This is a genomic window from Clostridium pascui (assembly GCF_016908015.1).
GTDB classification, from domain to species: domain Bacteria; phylum Bacillota; class Clostridia; order Clostridiales; family Clostridiaceae; genus Clostridium_AK; species Clostridium_AK pascui.
On sequence record NZ_JAFBDB010000006.1, the window covers coordinates 111260 to 127143 of the forward strand.

Here is a 15884-nt window from a genome sequence, read left to right on the forward strand (position 1 = left end):
GTTACCCATTAGTGTAAGTATTGATAATGTATGGAGGATTATAACTTTGAAATATAATAGAACAGAAGTGTTAAAATGTAGTTTATATGTAATGGCTGTATCTCTATTCTTTGAGTTATATTTAAGTTTTATAGCTGTAATAGTAAATAATAATACAATAAAAGAAGTGAAGAATGTATTGATAGCGGCTCCTTTACTATTCGGACCATCTTTAGGATATGGGATATACAAGATTATAAAATATAGAAAGAGAATAAAAACTGATTTGGAATTTCGTCGACAGTTAATAATAAGAACTACAGCTGAGATCATAGCTATTCTTATTCCATTATATATCCTTGCAGTTTTTCTAAAGCTTGTAAAATACTAAATGTACAAAAAATATAGATTGGACAATTAACAGCATGAAATATAATAGGAAATGGGTTGGATTAGGAAGTGCAGTATTAGCAATTGTAATAACTAAGCAACTATTGAACAGTATAGGTGGTATAAGAAATCTTCCCTATTTAACACAAATATTTGTTGTTATATTATGTCCTATTCTACTTTCATTAGTAGTAAAAAGGGAAAAACAAAAAATAAGTGATTTTCAATATAAATTCTTAAAAGTAGTTGTTTTATTTATTAGTGCTATGACCGCTATGGTTAATATAATAATTATATTAAATAATATGTTTTATGATATATGGATAACATATAAAGATTTATTAATATGTGTAACGTTAGGATTATTTATATCATTTACGATATATGTAATAGCAGCTGCAATTATTAATATAAAAAAACAAAACAAATAGAATATAAAAGGGCTGTCTAAAAATAATTTTTTAGTTATTTTTAAACAGCCATTTATTTTCTCAAGCATAATATAATCAATATTTAATTTCTATAAGTGAATTTATGCGGAGCTAGGAAGTAGTCAGCTTTTAATGTTTGCATACCAAAGTGTTTTTATAAGCTAAAGCCAATGCGGAAGCATTTTAAAAGCATATCTTTAAGATTGCAATATAAAGTAAAGATAGGGTAAGAATAACTAGCAATTGGTTAGAGTATTGCTATATAAGAAATGTCCAAGGAGACATTACAGGATTATTTGATAAGACAGGAACACAAGTTGTAAGTTATACTTATGATTCCTGGGGCAGCTTATATCTATAGATGGAGAACTTAAGGATACTGTAGGTAAAATCAATTCATATCTATACAGAGGTTATAGATATGACAGTGAGACTGGTTTATATTACTTGCAGTCAAGATATTATAATCCTAGCTGGGGAAGATTTATAAATACGGATGCTATTACAGGAGTAAATGGTGCGTTACTTTCGCATAACATGTTTGCATATTCAAGAAATAATCCAGTTATTTTCTCTGATCCAAGCGGATATAATCCATTACTTATAACCATGGCTATCGGAGCTGGAATTGGTGGTGCTATCAATACAGGGATAAATATTTATTTTCAAGTTAAGAATGGAGGATTAGATTGGAGCCAAGTAGGAGTTGCTGCTTTGAGTGGAGCAGCATCTGGAGCACTAAGTGGTTCTGGAATAGGAATATTTGGTGCTATTACCGGGAATGCGGTAATAGGAGGAAGTTCGTATGCAGCAAGTCAGTTAGTTTCTGGTGAGAACATTAACGTAATAGGTTTGGGTGTAAATACTGTTTATGGTGGACTATCAGGTTTGTATGGAGGTGCAGGAATGTATGGTGGAGAAGATGGAATTGGAATGGCACTGAAAAGGTAAATCTTACAGCAATCAATGCTACTTACGGACAAGTTAAATCTGGGGCATTTAATAGTGCCGTAAATGGATTTGTTAGCACAACTAGAAAAAAATTAGTTGAAAATACAACTAAAACTGCACTTGGTGGAACTATATCAAATTATACAGGAAATGTAACTAACTATATTTCTAATAGGTTAACTAATAATACAAATCCAGCTACTGATTTTGGATACAGTATAGGTTCTTGCTAAATAAGAATTTTAATCGCAAAGCTATAATTTTAATGTAAACAATTCCGCATATATTGGCAAATAATCGTATATAAAAAGGTAGTATTGTTTATTTTTATTAATAAGCTTTATTTAAATATTTAAATTAAGGAGTGCATTATGAAATTAATTAGTCTTTCAGAAATAATAGATAGTATGCCGTTATTATTTATGTTCTTAGGACTTATAGCTCTCACCTCTAGTCGAGATGAACATTATCAATACCGAATAAACATTCAAAAATATTTAAGAAAATTATACTTTGGTTTCATTAAAAATGATTCTGTGCCACTAATAACTTTTTTAACAGCTATGCAATTCAACATTATGCTGCCAATATCAATATTTATTAGATTAAGGTATTCAACTTTAAGCCTAGAGGAACTTTTAATAAGATTTCTGTTTATACCATGGTTTTTTGTGGGATCGGCTGTAGCTTTATTAGAGATAGTATCATATCTCATAATGCAGAAAAGGGTTAAAAAAAAGAAGAAATCTACAGAACAAAGGCATATAAAATCAAAGAAAAACAATAAGCACTCTAGATAGTACAGGTTTGTTGAAAAGCTGTGATTGGGTATAGATAGATATTAGAATCATTATAATGAAGAAATATAAGAAATATAAAAAACTTGATATAATTACTGACCAAGAGAAAATGTCAACAGGTTCTTATACCAGTTGACGTTTCTTGGCTATTGGAGCTAGAATTGGTTGTGCTATCAATACAGGGATAAATATTTATTTTCAAGTTAAGAATGAAGTTATTATCAAGTATAGTATTAAGGGGGAATAAAATGAGTTCATTAAGTATAGCTGAAATAATAGATAGTATACCTTTAATAGTTTTATTTGTATTAGTGATATATCTTTCATCCAGTAATGACAAACACTATCATTATAGAATGAATGTTTCTGAATACTTAAGAAAGATATATCTTGGAAATATAAAAAATGGTTCTGTGCCACTAATAACTTTTGCTACAGCTATACAGTTTTATATTACCCTAATTATAACAATAATTATTAGAATAAAAAGTGATGATTCAAAGTTACCAAAGCTTTTAAGTAAATTTTTATTTGTACCATGGTTTTATTTAATTTGCGTAATATTTTTACTAGAAATAATAATATATCTTAAAAATCTAAAATACTTAAATAAAAAAGAAAATAAAGAAAGCAAAAGTAATTCCAAGAAAAAATTCAAACACAAGAAATAGCCTTAAAAATAAACCAATAGAGTTCTATTGGTTTATTTTCGTTTAAGCTAACAAAATTCATGCCTATCTAGGGAATATTTACTCCTTAATATATGCAGCTGAAAATGTTAATATAAATTAGAACCTAATGATGTGGAAGGGATATAGAGGATAATGAAACATCAGAAAGGATCTTTAATTATTAAGATTCCATTAGTAAACCAACAGACGGGCAAAGGAGATATTATGGACGTAGATATTTTAAGAAAGGAACTAAAAAACAATAATATAGATAATGCGATAAGAGTTATTGAAGAGTTTGGTGAAAATAAGTTTTATGAAGCAGTACCATATCTAATAAAATGTTTTGAAGATACAAGTAATCACAAATTGAGAAATACTATTGCTATAGCTTTAGCAGATATAGGTGATCAATCCGCACTTAAACCTATAATAAACGCTTTGAATGATCCCAAAACTATAGGCAAAAGAGGAACTTTGTTATATGCATTAGGATTTTTTGATTATTCGCCATATATTGAGCTACTCACTAATCTTATAATCAGTGGCAATTTTGAGGAAAGCAGGCAATCATTAAGCTTACTAGAATCTATTGATATAAATATTGAACATGAAGTAATTGATGAATGTACTAAAGAAATTAGCAAAGATATTAACAAACTAGAAGAAAAAATTGAGTTTCTTTTGGAAGCAATAGATATTTTAGAGTCCTTAAAGAAATAGGACAAACTATTGATAAAAACAGATAAATTTGCAAGCTATCTTTATGAGGGGATAGGAGAACACAATTGATTAAAGGGAGCTTAACATTATGAAAAGGGTGTCTAAAAATAATTTTGTGATTATTTTAGACACCCTCTTATTTTTTCAAGTTAAATTGCAGGTAACTCATAGTCAGGGTATAATTTAGAGTTAATATTCTCTCTTGTTATATTAAAATGGCTTCCTACAAAAGGAGTTTTGTCAGGTACATGATAGTCAATTTCTCTTTGGAAATATTCAATAAGCTCTGTTATAACTTCCATATTCATATTCTTTGTTGTACCTGTTAGCCCTGCATATTCAATTAGCATAGCTTCTAATGGAGAAATTCCATTTCTTTCGCCTATTCCTAAAAGTGAAGTGTTTATAGAAGATGCTCCATAAAGCCAAGCTGTGGTTGCATTACTTACAGCTGCATAAAAGTCATTATGACCGTGCCATTCTATCATTTCCGATGGAACATTACAATAATATCTAAGACCGTGAATAAGTCCCTGTACGCTTCTTGGCAGTGAAGCTTTATTATATGAAACACCAAGTCCTAAGGTATCGCAAACTCTTATCTTTATAGGAATATCGGTTTCCTTTGAAAATCCCATTAATTTATCCACTAGTGGCAACACAAATCCATAAAAATCAGCCATAGTTATATCTTCTAAATGGCATCTAGGACGAATACCATGATTTAGTGCTTCTATGACTACAGATAGGTACATATCCATAGTTTCTTCTCTTGTTTTGTTTAATTTTTTAAATATATGATAATCAGAGCAGGACATGAGTATGCCAGTTTCTTTAATGTCCATTTCCTTTACTAATTCAATATCTTCTTTATCGGCTCTTATCCAGGATGTAACCTCTGGAAATTCATATCCTCTTTCAATACAAGTCTGTGCAGCCTTTCTATCTTTTTCTGTATATAAAAAGAATTCTGTCTGCTTAATTACTCCTGAGTTGTTATCTAGGTCGTGAAGATAATCGAAAATTCTCACCATCTGTTCAGTAGTATATGGAGGCATTGATTGCTGCCCGTCTCTAAAGGTAGTATCCGTAATCCATATGTCTTCTGGTAAATCCATAGGCACTTGTGAGTTATTGAAATTTACCTTCGGAATTTTAAAATAAGGAAATGTATCCTTATAGAGATTTCTCATAGATACATCTTGAGGGTAGTAATTGTAATTGGATTTTACCATATCATTCATCATCTCAAAACCTCCTTATAGCCAAGGTGTTGGCTTATTATTTGAATTAGAATATTGAATGAATTTAGTTTCTATATTTCATATATATTCATTACTGTGTGTTTTGTTTACAATTATTTTTATAGGGTGATTTTGTACTGTTGGTACTAAAAGTTTAGAAAAGCTAGGTTGCAAGTATTTGTTTTCTATATTGTAGCATTTTAGCTTTATGCTGGCAAAGAATAATTTTCTGAAAAATTGCAATTTTAACTAAATATCCATTCATGTGATTCGTTTACAATACGAAATAATATTGGTTATTACAAAATTGGATTTTGCAATAAAGTCCAATTCGGGGCGAAAATTTATCCCAAGTAAGATAATAGAAGAAATAGAGAATAGAGAGACTAAAGGCATTTTTTTATTTAATTCTATAAAAATAAATTATATTACTTTAAGGAATTTTGATATTATAATTTTTAAAACGTTGACATCCATATGTAAAAAGAATATACTTTTATTGAAATTAAATAATCCTCGGTAGGTGAGGCTACTATAAGGATATGGGTTGCTGCCGTAAAAGAATGGAAACATTCTGCACTGGTCAACAGATTTTGCCGAACAAAGAAGGTTTAATCTAATGCAACTTCACTGCCTAGTAGAGCTAAAACTTGAACGAGAAAGTATTGTAGATAATACCTTCATCATATTCAAGTTGTGATGGAGGTTTTTGTTTTAGGAGGTGGCAAGAATGGAAGATGGCGATAGTAGTATGGATGGAGAGATTAATAATACATTTAGTTATGTAGAGTCTATCTTCTATTCTTCTTACTTAACGTAATTATTTGTGCTAATATCTCTTCACCAGGATATCATATTTTAAGAAATTCAAATTTAATATGAACAATTAAATACAACTAAAACTCCACGAGGTGAAGAAATATGTTTCAAGAAAAGCAAAGCGAATTGATAAATAGTTTACTACAAAATGATAAGAATAAAATATATGAAATTATTGATCATATGTATCCCATAGATATTGCATTGGTTTTAGAAGATTTTAGCGATGAAAGTTTGTTGAAGTTTTACAAATTAGTACATAATGAGTTTATGGCTCAAATTATAGAGCAATCCAGTCATGAATTACAAGTTAGAATCATTAAACTATTTGATCTTCAAGATATAGCAGATTTATTTTCTTACATGTCCAATGACGATATTGCTGATATTTTAGGGAATCTTCCCATTAAAATGAGAAAAGATTTATTGAAAATGATGAAAAAAGGTGATACCAAACAACTCCAAGAACTGCTGGGATATGACGAAGATAGTGCAGGTGGTATCATGACAACAGAATATATTGCACTGAAAAGTGATTTGACTATAGAGGAAGCCCTAAAAAAAATTAGGGAAATTGGCCCTGAAACAGAAGTGATTGAAATTATATTTGTACTAGATAAAACTAAAAAGTTGATTGGAACAGCAGATTTACGAGATATATTATTGGCATCCGAAGATAAAAAGTTATTTGATATAATGAATGATAATGTAATTTCTGTTAATCCTGAAGTGGACCAAGAAAAAGTATCCTTACTTGTTTCAAAATATGATTTAAAAGCTATTCCAGTTATTAATCACAAAAATTGTCTCTTAGGAATTATTACAGTAGATGATATAATTGATGTTATTGTTGAAGAGCAAACAGAAGATATGTTAAGGTTAGGTGGTGTAAGTAAGGAAGAGAGAGCAAATAGTACGCTTAAAACTTCTATTACAAAGAGGCTTCCTTGGCTGTTTATAAACTTGGGAACAGCTTTCTTAGCTTCCTTTACAGTAGGTTTATTTGAAGACGTTATAGCTCAGGTAGTAGCTTTAGCTGCTGCTATGCCTATTGTTGCTGGTATGGGAGGAAATGCAGGTACTCAAACTTTATCTGTGGCAATTAGAGGTATTGCTCTTGGAGAACTTAGCCTTAAAAAGAATTGGAAGTTGGTATTTAAAGAAGTTACTCTAGGAGTAATAAATGGTGCAGCTACGGGTATTTTAACAGGTATTATACTTTATATGAAGTATAATAACCCTTATCTTGGATTAATTATTTTTGCCGCGATGGTTGGAAATTTAATGATAGCAGGATTTTTTGGATTTTTAATACCTTTACTGCTAAAGGTATTTGGTGTAGATCCAGCATTAGCTTCAGCTATATTTTTAACAACGGCAACGGATGTTTTTGGATTTTTTATTTTTTTAGGATTATCAAAAATGTTTTTACCTCTTTTAATGTGAATATATATAATAGTATGATTATTTTAAAATACTGTGCTACTAGAAATATAAATTATAATCAATTTAAGATAATTGGGTGGGAGAATTTTTAATTATGATGATTATTATAAAAGGAATTATTATTGGAATGATTGTTGTGTTTCCAATAGGACCTCTTGGAATTATAGCTCTGCAAAGAACTATAAACCGAGGTTGGAAAGTCGGTTTTTTTTCGGGCGTAGGTGCCGCTGTATCTGATTTGATTTATTCTTCAGCTGCAATATTTGGAATTAGTTTTGTAGATGATTTTATAGTTAAACGCAGGCATCAAATTAACCAAATAACAGGTGTGCTTTTTTTAATTGTTGGAATAAATATTTTTATTAATGCCATAGAGAATAAAGGAATAGAAGAAGAGGAGAAAAGAGAAATAATGCACCCAGCACTTTCAAATTTTCTACTGGGATTATCGAATCCAATGACTTTTTTAATTTTTCTAACCATATTTACTAAAATGGGAACAAAATTAAAAAATGGAGAACCGATACATAACCTGATACTTGTGATTTCTATATTTATTGGTTCGATACTCTTTTGGCTTATCACTTCTAAATTTGTTAATAACTCTAAAAGAAACTTTAAGATTGAAACGTTTTATATGATAAATAAGGTTATTGGTGTTATAATATCTTTGCTTGGAGTATATAGTATATTAAAAGGGATATTAAGGTTATAACAGTTAAAAAACATTGGACAAGTTTCCGATGTTTTTTATTTTATGTATTGTATATGCTGGAGAATTCATAATACATATAAAGATTAAAGGTCTATGATTAAGATTATCAAGTATTATATGTTAGTTCAACTCGGAATTTTTATGAATAATACCATCGTGGATTTATTTTACAATTTTCTAATTGACTAATTATATATTGAAGTGTAAAATTACACTATAGGTGTATAATTACTACTGGAAAATAACTAGATCTATAGTTGCTTATTAATTCAAATGGGGGGGATATGTTTTGAGAGTAAAAGATTTTATAAGTTTAAGCATCTTTGGAATGAAAACCATATTGTTTAAAATGAGAAAACCAATCTTGGGCACTATAATACTTACAGATTATTGTAATTTAAGCTGCAAGCACTGTGCGGTTAATAATATAAATAAGATCATGTATCCCTATGAAGATATAGTAGAAGAAATGAACAAGCTTTATGATGAAGGCATAAGGATACTTTTTTTCTGTGGTGGTGAAACTTTAACTTGGAAGGATGGAGACAAGACAATACGGGATCTTATTAAAGAAGCTAAGAAAATAGGTTTTTTAATAGTTAATATTGTGACCAATGGCACTATTGATTTGGACATACCTGAAGCCGATGTAATATTTTTAAGTCTTGATGGAATGAAAGAAAATCATAATTTAATAAGAGGAGATACCTTTGACACCATCTTAAACAATGTTTCTAAAGCTGACGCTTCTAATATTTGTGTATATATGGCTGTAAATAATATGAATCATACGGATATTGAAGCTTTATGTAAGCTGGTAAAAGAGACAAAAAATTTAAAATCCATATCCTTTAATTTTCATACTCCTTACGAAGGCACAGAACATTTATCTTTATCAAGGGAGCAGCAAGTACAAGCTGTGAATTCAATTAAATCCATGATAAAAGGCGGCTACCCTGTATTTAATTTATATTCCGCTTTGGATTATTATCTGCAAAATAAGTGGGACAGACCATGCTATCAATGTATCGTATCCGAAAACAAAAAAAGATTTGTCTGCGGCAGATGCGTTGAAATTGAAGGTCTTTGTGAGAAATGCGGATACCTATTTGCTGTTGAATTTTCTCTTCTTTGCAGAGGAAATGCTAGAGTGATTTTTGATATGATAAAAACTTACTTAAAATACGTATAGGAGTGAGGAATAGTGATTACAAATTTTCTAAGATTGCTTTTTACTAAATCCATTAAGCCCTTTGCTTTTACAAATGAAAATAGTTATGAGCTTAATATGGATGTTCCAGAGCTGGGTGTATATATTCATATTCCCTTTTGTACTACAATATGTGCCTTTTGCCCATATAATAAGATAAAGTATGATAAGACTTTAGCAGCAGCATACAAGGATGCTTTAATAAAAGAAATAAGTATGGTAGGGGGTATAAATAAGAAAAAGAATAAAATAACTAGTGTGTATTTTGGTGGAGGCTCCCCAGCCCTTATGCTTGAAGACCTACCTGATATTTTAAAAGCTTTAAGAAGTAATTTTGATATAAATTGCAATATAGGTTTAGAGCTACACCCAAGAGATGTGAATGAGGAGGATCTTTTAAAACTAAAAAATATTGGTTTTGACATGATAAGTATAGGTATTCAATCCTTTGATGAAAAATCCCTAAAGACTTTAGGTAGGGACTATATTAATGGTGCTGAAAAAGTCAGGATGGCAGCTTCTTTAGGCTTTAAAACAATAGATGTAGATCTTATCTTCGGTATAGAAGGACAATGTGAAGAGAGCTTAAAAAAGGACTTTAAGACAGCCTTTGAGGCAGGGGCAACTCAGGTCTCAACCTATCCCTTTATTGATTTTTCCTATGCTAATAACAAAAGTAAACCTCTAGGAAAGAAGGATAAAAAGAAACTTCTTAACTATCTTGAAAAAGTAAGTGAGGAACTTCAATGCAAAAGAACTGCTGTATGGACCTTTGGTAAAAAGGATGTTCCAAAGTATTCATCCATAACAAGAGATAATTTTATAGGTTTTGGGCCAAGTGCTACAACTCTTCTAAGGGATTTCTTTAAAATTAATACTTTTTCAGTAGAAGAATATATTAAGTGCGTTAATGGCAAAAAAATACCCACTGCTCTTACTATGAAATTTAATGAAAGAACACGAGCGCTTTATTGGTTATTTTGGAATTCATATACATTGAGTATTGATAATGAAAGTTTTAAAAAACTTTTTAACAAGGAATTGGAACAAATATTTAAACTTGAGTTGACCCTTGGAAGGCTAATGGGATTAGTAACTAAAACAGACCAGGGCTATGAATTAACAGAAAAGGGTACATATAAGTATCATTTAATTGAACAAGCCTATACCCATCAATATATTGATAAAACTTGGAGAATAGCAACACAAGAAGCATGGCCAAATAGGATAGAGTTGTATTAAGACAATGTTTAAGAAGCAGTAGTTTAAACTATTGCTTCTTTTTAAGTTGATTGCAAACCTACTGAGTCTAAGAATCACGTGATAAAAAATTATATTTTTAATTTTTCAGGTGAAGCTTTACTCATACTCATAAATGTACTTGCAATTATTGCATCAACTAATGCTATTGCTACAAGCATAAAACTTTGGTTTAAGATAATAACTGGGAATAGGGAAAAAATTAAGCTGGATAATATCATACAATACATAATACTGCCGCTTGCTTTATAAAGAGTAGTTAATAATATACTTATTCCAACCAAGTATGCTGAGAATTGTGCATAAAACTGTGGAAGCACAATAAACTTTGGTATATAAATAAGTGGTAAGAACCACAATGACCAAAAGAGGCCTGTTGAAATAGAAGACTTCCAAAAGCCGCTTTTCTCTTCGTTTGAGGGCTGTACTATTCCTCTCCAGCCAATTTCTTGAGAACCCAAGATTAATATTAACAAGGGCAGATAAAAAAAGAAATCTGTAAAATTACCATATTTATATACACCTTTTAAAAGTATGGCAAAACCATAATGTGCTCCTAGAAATATTGGTATTAAAATAATATTTTTAGGAGCGTTAATTGCTTTTAATTTAGTTATAAATCCTTTTGCTCCACCAAAAATTTCTTTGTTTAAAATGTGCACCAAAAATGCTGAAATAAGTGGACCTAAGCATCCAAGAATAAAAATAAATGAATAAAGTGGATTAGAGAATATGTCGTTAAATATAACTTTGTAATAAATTATTAAGCCAAAGCATGTGTAACTTATCAGAAAGGATATTAATAAAAATTGATTAGAACTTTTCTTCAAGATTTCTCCTCCAACAAATTGTATTTGGTTGATGATGGAGTATAAATGCCCATTATACATATACTACCACATTTATACATATAAGTCAGTATTTTTAGCTATTTTTTTAAAAATTATGAAATAAATGAAGATAAAAATAATTTAAAATAAATTACCAATTGGTTGTTGACATTCCATATTTTTCATAATATAATAAAGATGGTTGATGATGTATGATGCATCATATATAAAACACCATATAAAAATAAAATATAAATTAAATTTCAAGGGGGAGTTTTATTATGTATATGGATTTAAGTAAGTATCCTGCAGAACCTTTCAAGATTAAGAGTGTAGAACCTGTTAAAATGATTTCAAGAGAACAACGTGAAATCGCTATGAAAGAAGCTGGATATAATACATTCAATTTAAAATCAGAGGACGTATATATTGATCTACTTACTGACTCAGGAACTAATGCTATGAGTGATGCTCAGTGGGCAGGAATGATGATAGGTGACGAAGCTTATGCTGGAAGTAAAAACTGGATATACTTAGAATCAACTATAAAAGAATTGTTTGGATTTAAGCATGTTGTGCCTACTCACCAAGGACGTGGTGCAGAAAACATTCTTTCAACTATAGCTATTAAACCAGGCCAATATGTAGCTGGAAATATGTATTTTACAACTACTAGATATCACCAGGAAAAAAATGGCGGTGTTTTTGTAGATATAATTAGAGATGAAGCTCATGATGCAAGTATAGATCTTCCTTTCAAAGGAAATATTGATATTAATAAATTAGAAAGACTTATTGAAGAAAAAGGTGCAGAAAATATAGCATATATATGTCTTGCTGTTACTGTAAACTTAGCAGGTGGACAACCAGTTTCCATCGCTAATATGAAAGCTGTTAGAGAAGTTACAGCAAAACACGGTGTTAAGGTATTCTTTGATGCTACCAGATGCGTTGAAAATGCATATTTTATTAAAGAAAGAGAAGAAGGATATGCAAACGTTTCAATTAAAGATATAGTACATGAAATGTTCAGTTATTCCGATGGGGCTACTATGTCAGGTAAAAAAGATGGTATTGTAAATATTGGTGGATTCTTAGCAATTAATGATGATGAATTATTTGGAAAGGCTAAGGAAATAGTAGTTGTTTATGAAGGTATGCCATCCTATGGTGGTATGGCTGGCCGTGATATGCAGGCAATAGCAATTGGATTTAGAGAAGCAATGCAAGAAGAGTATATAGAACATAGAATAAAACAAGTTAGATATCTTGGAGATAGATTAAAAGAAGCAGGAGTTCCAATAGTTGAACCTGTTGGTGGACATGCTGTATTCCTAGATGCAAGAAGATTCTGTCCACATCTAAATCAAGAACAATATCCAGCTCAATCACTAGCAGCATCACTTTATATTGACTCTGGTGTTAGATCAATGGAACGTGGTATAGTTTCTGCTGGTAGAGATGTAAAGACTGGTGAAAATCATAAACCAAAATTAGAAACAGTTAGACTTACTATTCCAAGAAGAGTTTACACTTATAGACATATGGATGTTGTAGCTGAATCAGTTATTAATTTATATAAACACAAAGAAGATATAAGACCACTTAAATTCATATATGAACCTGCCCAATTAAGATTCTTTACTGCAAAATTTGATTATGCAGACTAGTAGGAGTAAAAAATTATTATTCTATATTATCAGGCTTCATGCTTGATAATATAGAATATAAGCATGGTACAAAAAGGTATGTTGAGTATAAATAAAAATACTACTTTATAATGACTCCTATTGTAGGGGTGAAAATTGGGAGGAGATGTATGGAAACTCAAGTTGCTCAAAATACTCAGAAGAGTGCTAAGTTTCAATCCAAGTGGGGATTTATATTAGCATGTGTAGGTTCTGCTGTGGGTATGGCTAATGTTTGGGGATTTCCTTATAAATTAGGTAGCAACGGTGGTGGAGCATTTTTAGTAGCTTATCTTATATTTATAGTTATTTTTAGTTATGTAGGGCTTTCTGCAGAATATGCAATAGGTCGTAGATCAAAAACTGGTACAGTTGGTGCTTATGAAAATGCTTGGGAATCTGGAGGTAAGGGAGGTATTGGGAAAATTGTAGGGTGGCTTCCCCTTGCAGGTTCTATGTGTATAGCAATAGGATATGCAGCAATTATTTCATATGTACTTAAAGGATGGACTGAATCTGTTACTGGTACTCTTATGACTGTAGATACAGGCATGTGGTTCGAATCATTTTCTATGACAGATTATTCAGTTGTACCGTATCATATAATAGTAGTTATTGGAACATTACTTACATTAACACTTGGCGCAGATAGTATTGAGAAATCTAATAAGGTTATGATGCCATTGTTTTTTATACTATTTATAGTTCTTGCTATTCGTGTGGCTTTTTTACCAGGCGCAGTAGAGGGATATAAATTCATGTTTATGCCAAGATGGGAATTTTTAAAAGATCCAATGGTTTGGATTTGGGCTATGGGACAAGCATTCTTCTCACTATCTGTAACTGGTAGCGGGATGATTGTATATGGTGCATATCTATCAAATGATGAAGATATCATAGATGGTGCAAAAAATACTGCTATATTTGATACTATTGCGGCAATAGTAGCGGCATTAGTTATTATACCTGCTTGTTTTGCATATAATGTAGACGTTGGATCAGGACCGGGACTTCTATTTGTAACTTTACCTAAAATACTACAAAACATACCGGGGGGCAGGATATTTGCAATAATATTATTTACAGCAGTAGTATTTGGCGGAGTAAGCTCTCTACAAAATATGTTTGAAGTAGTTGGGGAATCACTAATGTATAAATTCCCTAAATTAAAACGTGTTCCTATGTTAGTATTACTCTGTATAATTTGTTTTGGTATAGGTGTTAATATGGAACCTATATTCAAGTGGGGACCATGGATGGATATTATATCTATATATATTATTCCAATTGGAGCAACTTTAGGTGCCATATCTTGGTTTTGGATTATGAAAAAGGAAGATTTAATTAATGAGATTAACTTAGGCGCTAAGAAGAAACAAGGTGAGTTATGGTATAATATGGGCAGATACCTTTACGTACCATTTGCAACAATATTATGTATAATTGCGTTGTTCATGAAAGTATCATTTTAAATTTAATAGAGCTAAATAGGTGGATTAGTACTCCACCTATTTTATTTACATAATAAAATATTAGTGATATAATATATTAAATTATTAGTTTGTTTAATCAATAAAAAGACAGGAGTAATAGCGTGTTAATTAACAAAAAAACTTTAAGTGATCAAATTTATGATATATTAAAAATGGAAATATTAAAAAGAGAAATCCCCTTTGGAACAAAACTAGTCAATAGAACGCTGCAAAAAAGATTTGAGGTTAGTTCATCTCCTATTCGAGATGCTATAAACCGCTTAAATCAGGATGGACTTATTACATCTATTGATAAATCTGGAGCAACAGTAGTTGATTTTGATTACGATTTTTTTCTTGAAATAAATGAAGTACTTTTGTATGTAGTTAACACTGGAATAAAGTTGTCTTTTGAAAAGTCTAATATAGAAGAAGTTTGCAAAGATTTAGAAGAGTATGTGCTGCTTCAAGAAAAGCATATAGGAACTGATAAATTTTATGATTATGATTATAAATTTCATAAAACGTTTATTGAATACTCCCAAAACGGAAGATTAAAAAAGATTTTTGATGAATATAACGTTCTTCATGAAATGCTTGTTAGAAATTACTATGAGGCAGAGACATTTCAAATTCAGGAAGACGGTATCGATATACATAAAAAAATAATGGATGCATTTAGAGCTAAGGATTATCAATTAGCTATGACGCTTACTGAGAAACATTATAAAGCTGCTGAACAGATTTTTAAAAAGGTACTTCAACCACCAAAAGAAAAGTTGGAAGAAGATGGTTCTTGTAATTAAACTAAATTACTATTTATAAAAAACACTTAATAATTAATGAAAATTAATTATTAAGTGTTTTTTTGTTTATGGAAGAATACTTTAAAGGTTTCAATTTGAAAAGTTCTTTATTATATCCATTAACTTTTATAATTTTTACTTAAGTATTAAAAAAATGTGAAAAAATTGTTAAAAAAAACACAAATTTTGTTAATGGTTTTTATTTACAAGTAATCCCAAAAGAGTATAATAAAGTTATAAATATTAGAACGCATTCTAGAATTAATTCTAAAATATATTCTAAAACATATTCTAATTTCATATAATTACATCGAATAATACTGAAAAGCTTCAAGAAATTTCATTAATAAATCATAGTTTATATCTTTCATAAATCAAATCACTTTGTCAATATGATAAATTACTTTAACACTAATTATTTGGCTTGAGTTGGTGTGAATTTGCCTATT

The 15884-nt window shown here is 30.1% G+C and carries 14 protein-coding genes, 1 pseudogene and 1 riboswitch; of the genes and pseudogenes, 13 read left to right on the forward strand and 2 right to left on the reverse strand.

Annotated features, from left to right (window positions below; all coding sequences use genetic code 11):
* Nucleotides 1-46: 46 nt before the first annotated feature.
* From JOC70_RS14750 to JOC70_RS14775, 6 genes are all read left to right on the forward strand, one after another.
* Nucleotides 47-370 carry a hypothetical protein gene (locus tag JOC70_RS14750; RefSeq protein WP_204599659.1) on the forward strand — a complete coding sequence of 108 codons (324 nt, stop codon included), beginning with the start codon at nt 47-49 and terminating at the stop codon, nt 368-370.
* Nucleotides 371-404: 34 nt separating this feature from the next.
* On the forward strand, nt 405-800 hold the full coding sequence (locus tag JOC70_RS14755; RefSeq protein ID WP_204599660.1) for a hypothetical protein: 396 nt from the start codon (nt 405-407) through the stop codon (nt 798-800).
* A 390-nt stretch (nt 801-1190) separates the two neighbouring features.
* Nucleotides 1191-1751, forward strand: coding sequence for an RHS repeat-associated core domain-containing protein (locus JOC70_RS19555; protein WP_341534914.1), 561 nt, complete (start codon nt 1191-1193; stop codon nt 1749-1751).
* A 371-nt stretch (nt 1752-2122) separates the two neighbouring features.
* Complete coding sequence (locus JOC70_RS14765; protein WP_204599661.1) at nt 2123-2551, forward strand: hypothetical protein; 429 nt, start codon at nt 2123-2125, stop codon at nt 2549-2551.
* Nucleotides 2552-2799: 248 nt separating this feature from the next.
* A complete protein-coding gene (locus JOC70_RS14770; RefSeq protein ID WP_204599662.1) occupies nt 2800-3222 on the forward strand; it encodes a hypothetical protein in 423 nt (140 codons plus the stop codon).
* A gap of 153 nt (nt 3223-3375) precedes the next feature.
* Nucleotides 3376-3945, forward strand: a complete 570-nt coding sequence (locus JOC70_RS14775) for a HEAT repeat domain-containing protein (RefSeq protein ID WP_204599663.1) — start codon at nt 3376-3378, stop codon at nt 3943-3945.
* A gap of 185 nt (nt 3946-4130) precedes the next feature.
* Here JOC70_RS14775 and JOC70_RS14780 read toward each other — a convergent pair.
* Nucleotides 4131-5192: pseudogene (locus JOC70_RS14780) on the reverse strand (2-isopropylmalate synthase); the annotation flags it as partial.
* 505 nt (nt 5193-5697) lie between these two features.
* A riboswitch (M-box (ykoK) riboswitch) is annotated at nt 5698-5859 on the forward strand.
* A 251-nt stretch (nt 5860-6110) separates the two neighbouring features.
* Here JOC70_RS14780 and mgtE point away from each other — a divergent pair.
* From mgtE to JOC70_RS14800, 4 genes are all read left to right on the forward strand, one after another.
* Nucleotides 6111-7454 carry a magnesium transporter gene (gene mgtE / locus JOC70_RS14785; RefSeq protein WP_204599665.1) on the forward strand — a complete coding sequence of 448 codons (1344 nt, stop codon included), beginning with the start codon at nt 6111-6113 and terminating at the stop codon, nt 7452-7454.
* Between the two features lie 94 nt (nt 7455-7548).
* Complete coding sequence (locus JOC70_RS14790) at nt 7549-8169, forward strand: LysE family translocator (RefSeq protein WP_204599666.1); 621 nt, start codon at nt 7549-7551, stop codon at nt 8167-8169.
* Nucleotides 8170-8458: 289 nt separating this feature from the next.
* Complete coding sequence (locus tag JOC70_RS14795; RefSeq protein WP_204599667.1) at nt 8459-9361, forward strand: radical SAM protein; 903 nt, start codon at nt 8459-8461, stop codon at nt 9359-9361.
* 12 nt (nt 9362-9373) lie between these two features.
* Complete coding sequence (locus JOC70_RS14800) at nt 9374-10621, forward strand: radical SAM protein (RefSeq protein WP_204599668.1); 1248 nt, start codon at nt 9374-9376, stop codon at nt 10619-10621.
* Nucleotides 10622-10710: 89 nt separating this feature from the next.
* Here JOC70_RS14800 and JOC70_RS14805 read toward each other — a convergent pair whose 3' ends face one another.
* A complete protein-coding gene (locus JOC70_RS14805) occupies nt 10711-11469 on the reverse strand; it encodes a CPBP family intramembrane glutamic endopeptidase (RefSeq protein ID WP_204599669.1) in 759 nt (252 codons plus the stop codon).
* Between the two features lie 287 nt (nt 11470-11756).
* Here JOC70_RS14805 and JOC70_RS14810 point away from each other — a divergent pair, with 287 nt between their 5' ends.
* From JOC70_RS14810 to JOC70_RS19560, 3 genes are all read left to right on the forward strand, one after another.
* On the forward strand, nt 11757-13139 hold the full coding sequence (locus JOC70_RS14810; protein ID WP_204599787.1) for a tyrosine phenol-lyase: 1383 nt from the start codon (nt 11757-11759) through the stop codon (nt 13137-13139).
* A 149-nt stretch (nt 13140-13288) separates the two neighbouring features.
* Complete coding sequence (locus JOC70_RS14815; protein WP_243429149.1) at nt 13289-14629, forward strand: sodium-dependent transporter; 1341 nt, start codon at nt 13289-13291, stop codon at nt 14627-14629.
* 122 nt (nt 14630-14751) lie between these two features.
* The gene (locus tag JOC70_RS19560; protein ID WP_204599671.1) at nt 14752-15435 is read left to right on the forward strand and encodes a GntR family transcriptional regulator; all 684 of its coding nucleotides are present in this window, start codon (nt 14752-14754) and stop codon (nt 15433-15435) included.
* Nucleotides 15436-15884: the final 449 nt, after the last annotated feature.

Coding starts and splice junctions, on each gene's coding strand:
- JOC70_RS14755 (WP_204599660.1), top strand. CDS start 405: ATGAAATATAATAGGAAATGGGTTGGATTAGGAAGTGCAGTATTAGCA.
- JOC70_RS14765 (WP_204599661.1), top strand. CDS start 2,123: ATGAAATTAATTAGTCTTTCAGAAATAATAGATAGTATGCCGTTATTA.
- JOC70_RS14770 (WP_204599662.1), top strand. CDS start 2,800: ATGAGTTCATTAAGTATAGCTGAAATAATAGATAGTATACCTTTAATA.
- JOC70_RS14775 (WP_204599663.1), top strand. CDS start 3,376: ATGAAACATCAGAAAGGATCTTTAATTATTAAGATTCCATTAGTAAAC.
- mgtE (WP_204599665.1), top strand. CDS start 6,111: ATGTTTCAAGAAAAGCAAAGCGAATTGATAAATAGTTTACTACAAAAT.
- JOC70_RS14790 (WP_204599666.1), top strand. CDS start 7,549: ATGATGATTATTATAAAAGGAATTATTATTGGAATGATTGTTGTGTTT.
- JOC70_RS14810 (WP_204599787.1), top strand. CDS start 11,757: ATGGATTTAAGTAAGTATCCTGCAGAACCTTTCAAGATTAAGAGTGTA.
- JOC70_RS14815 (WP_243429149.1), top strand. CDS start 13,289: ATGGAAACTCAAGTTGCTCAAAATACTCAGAAGAGTGCTAAGTTTCAA.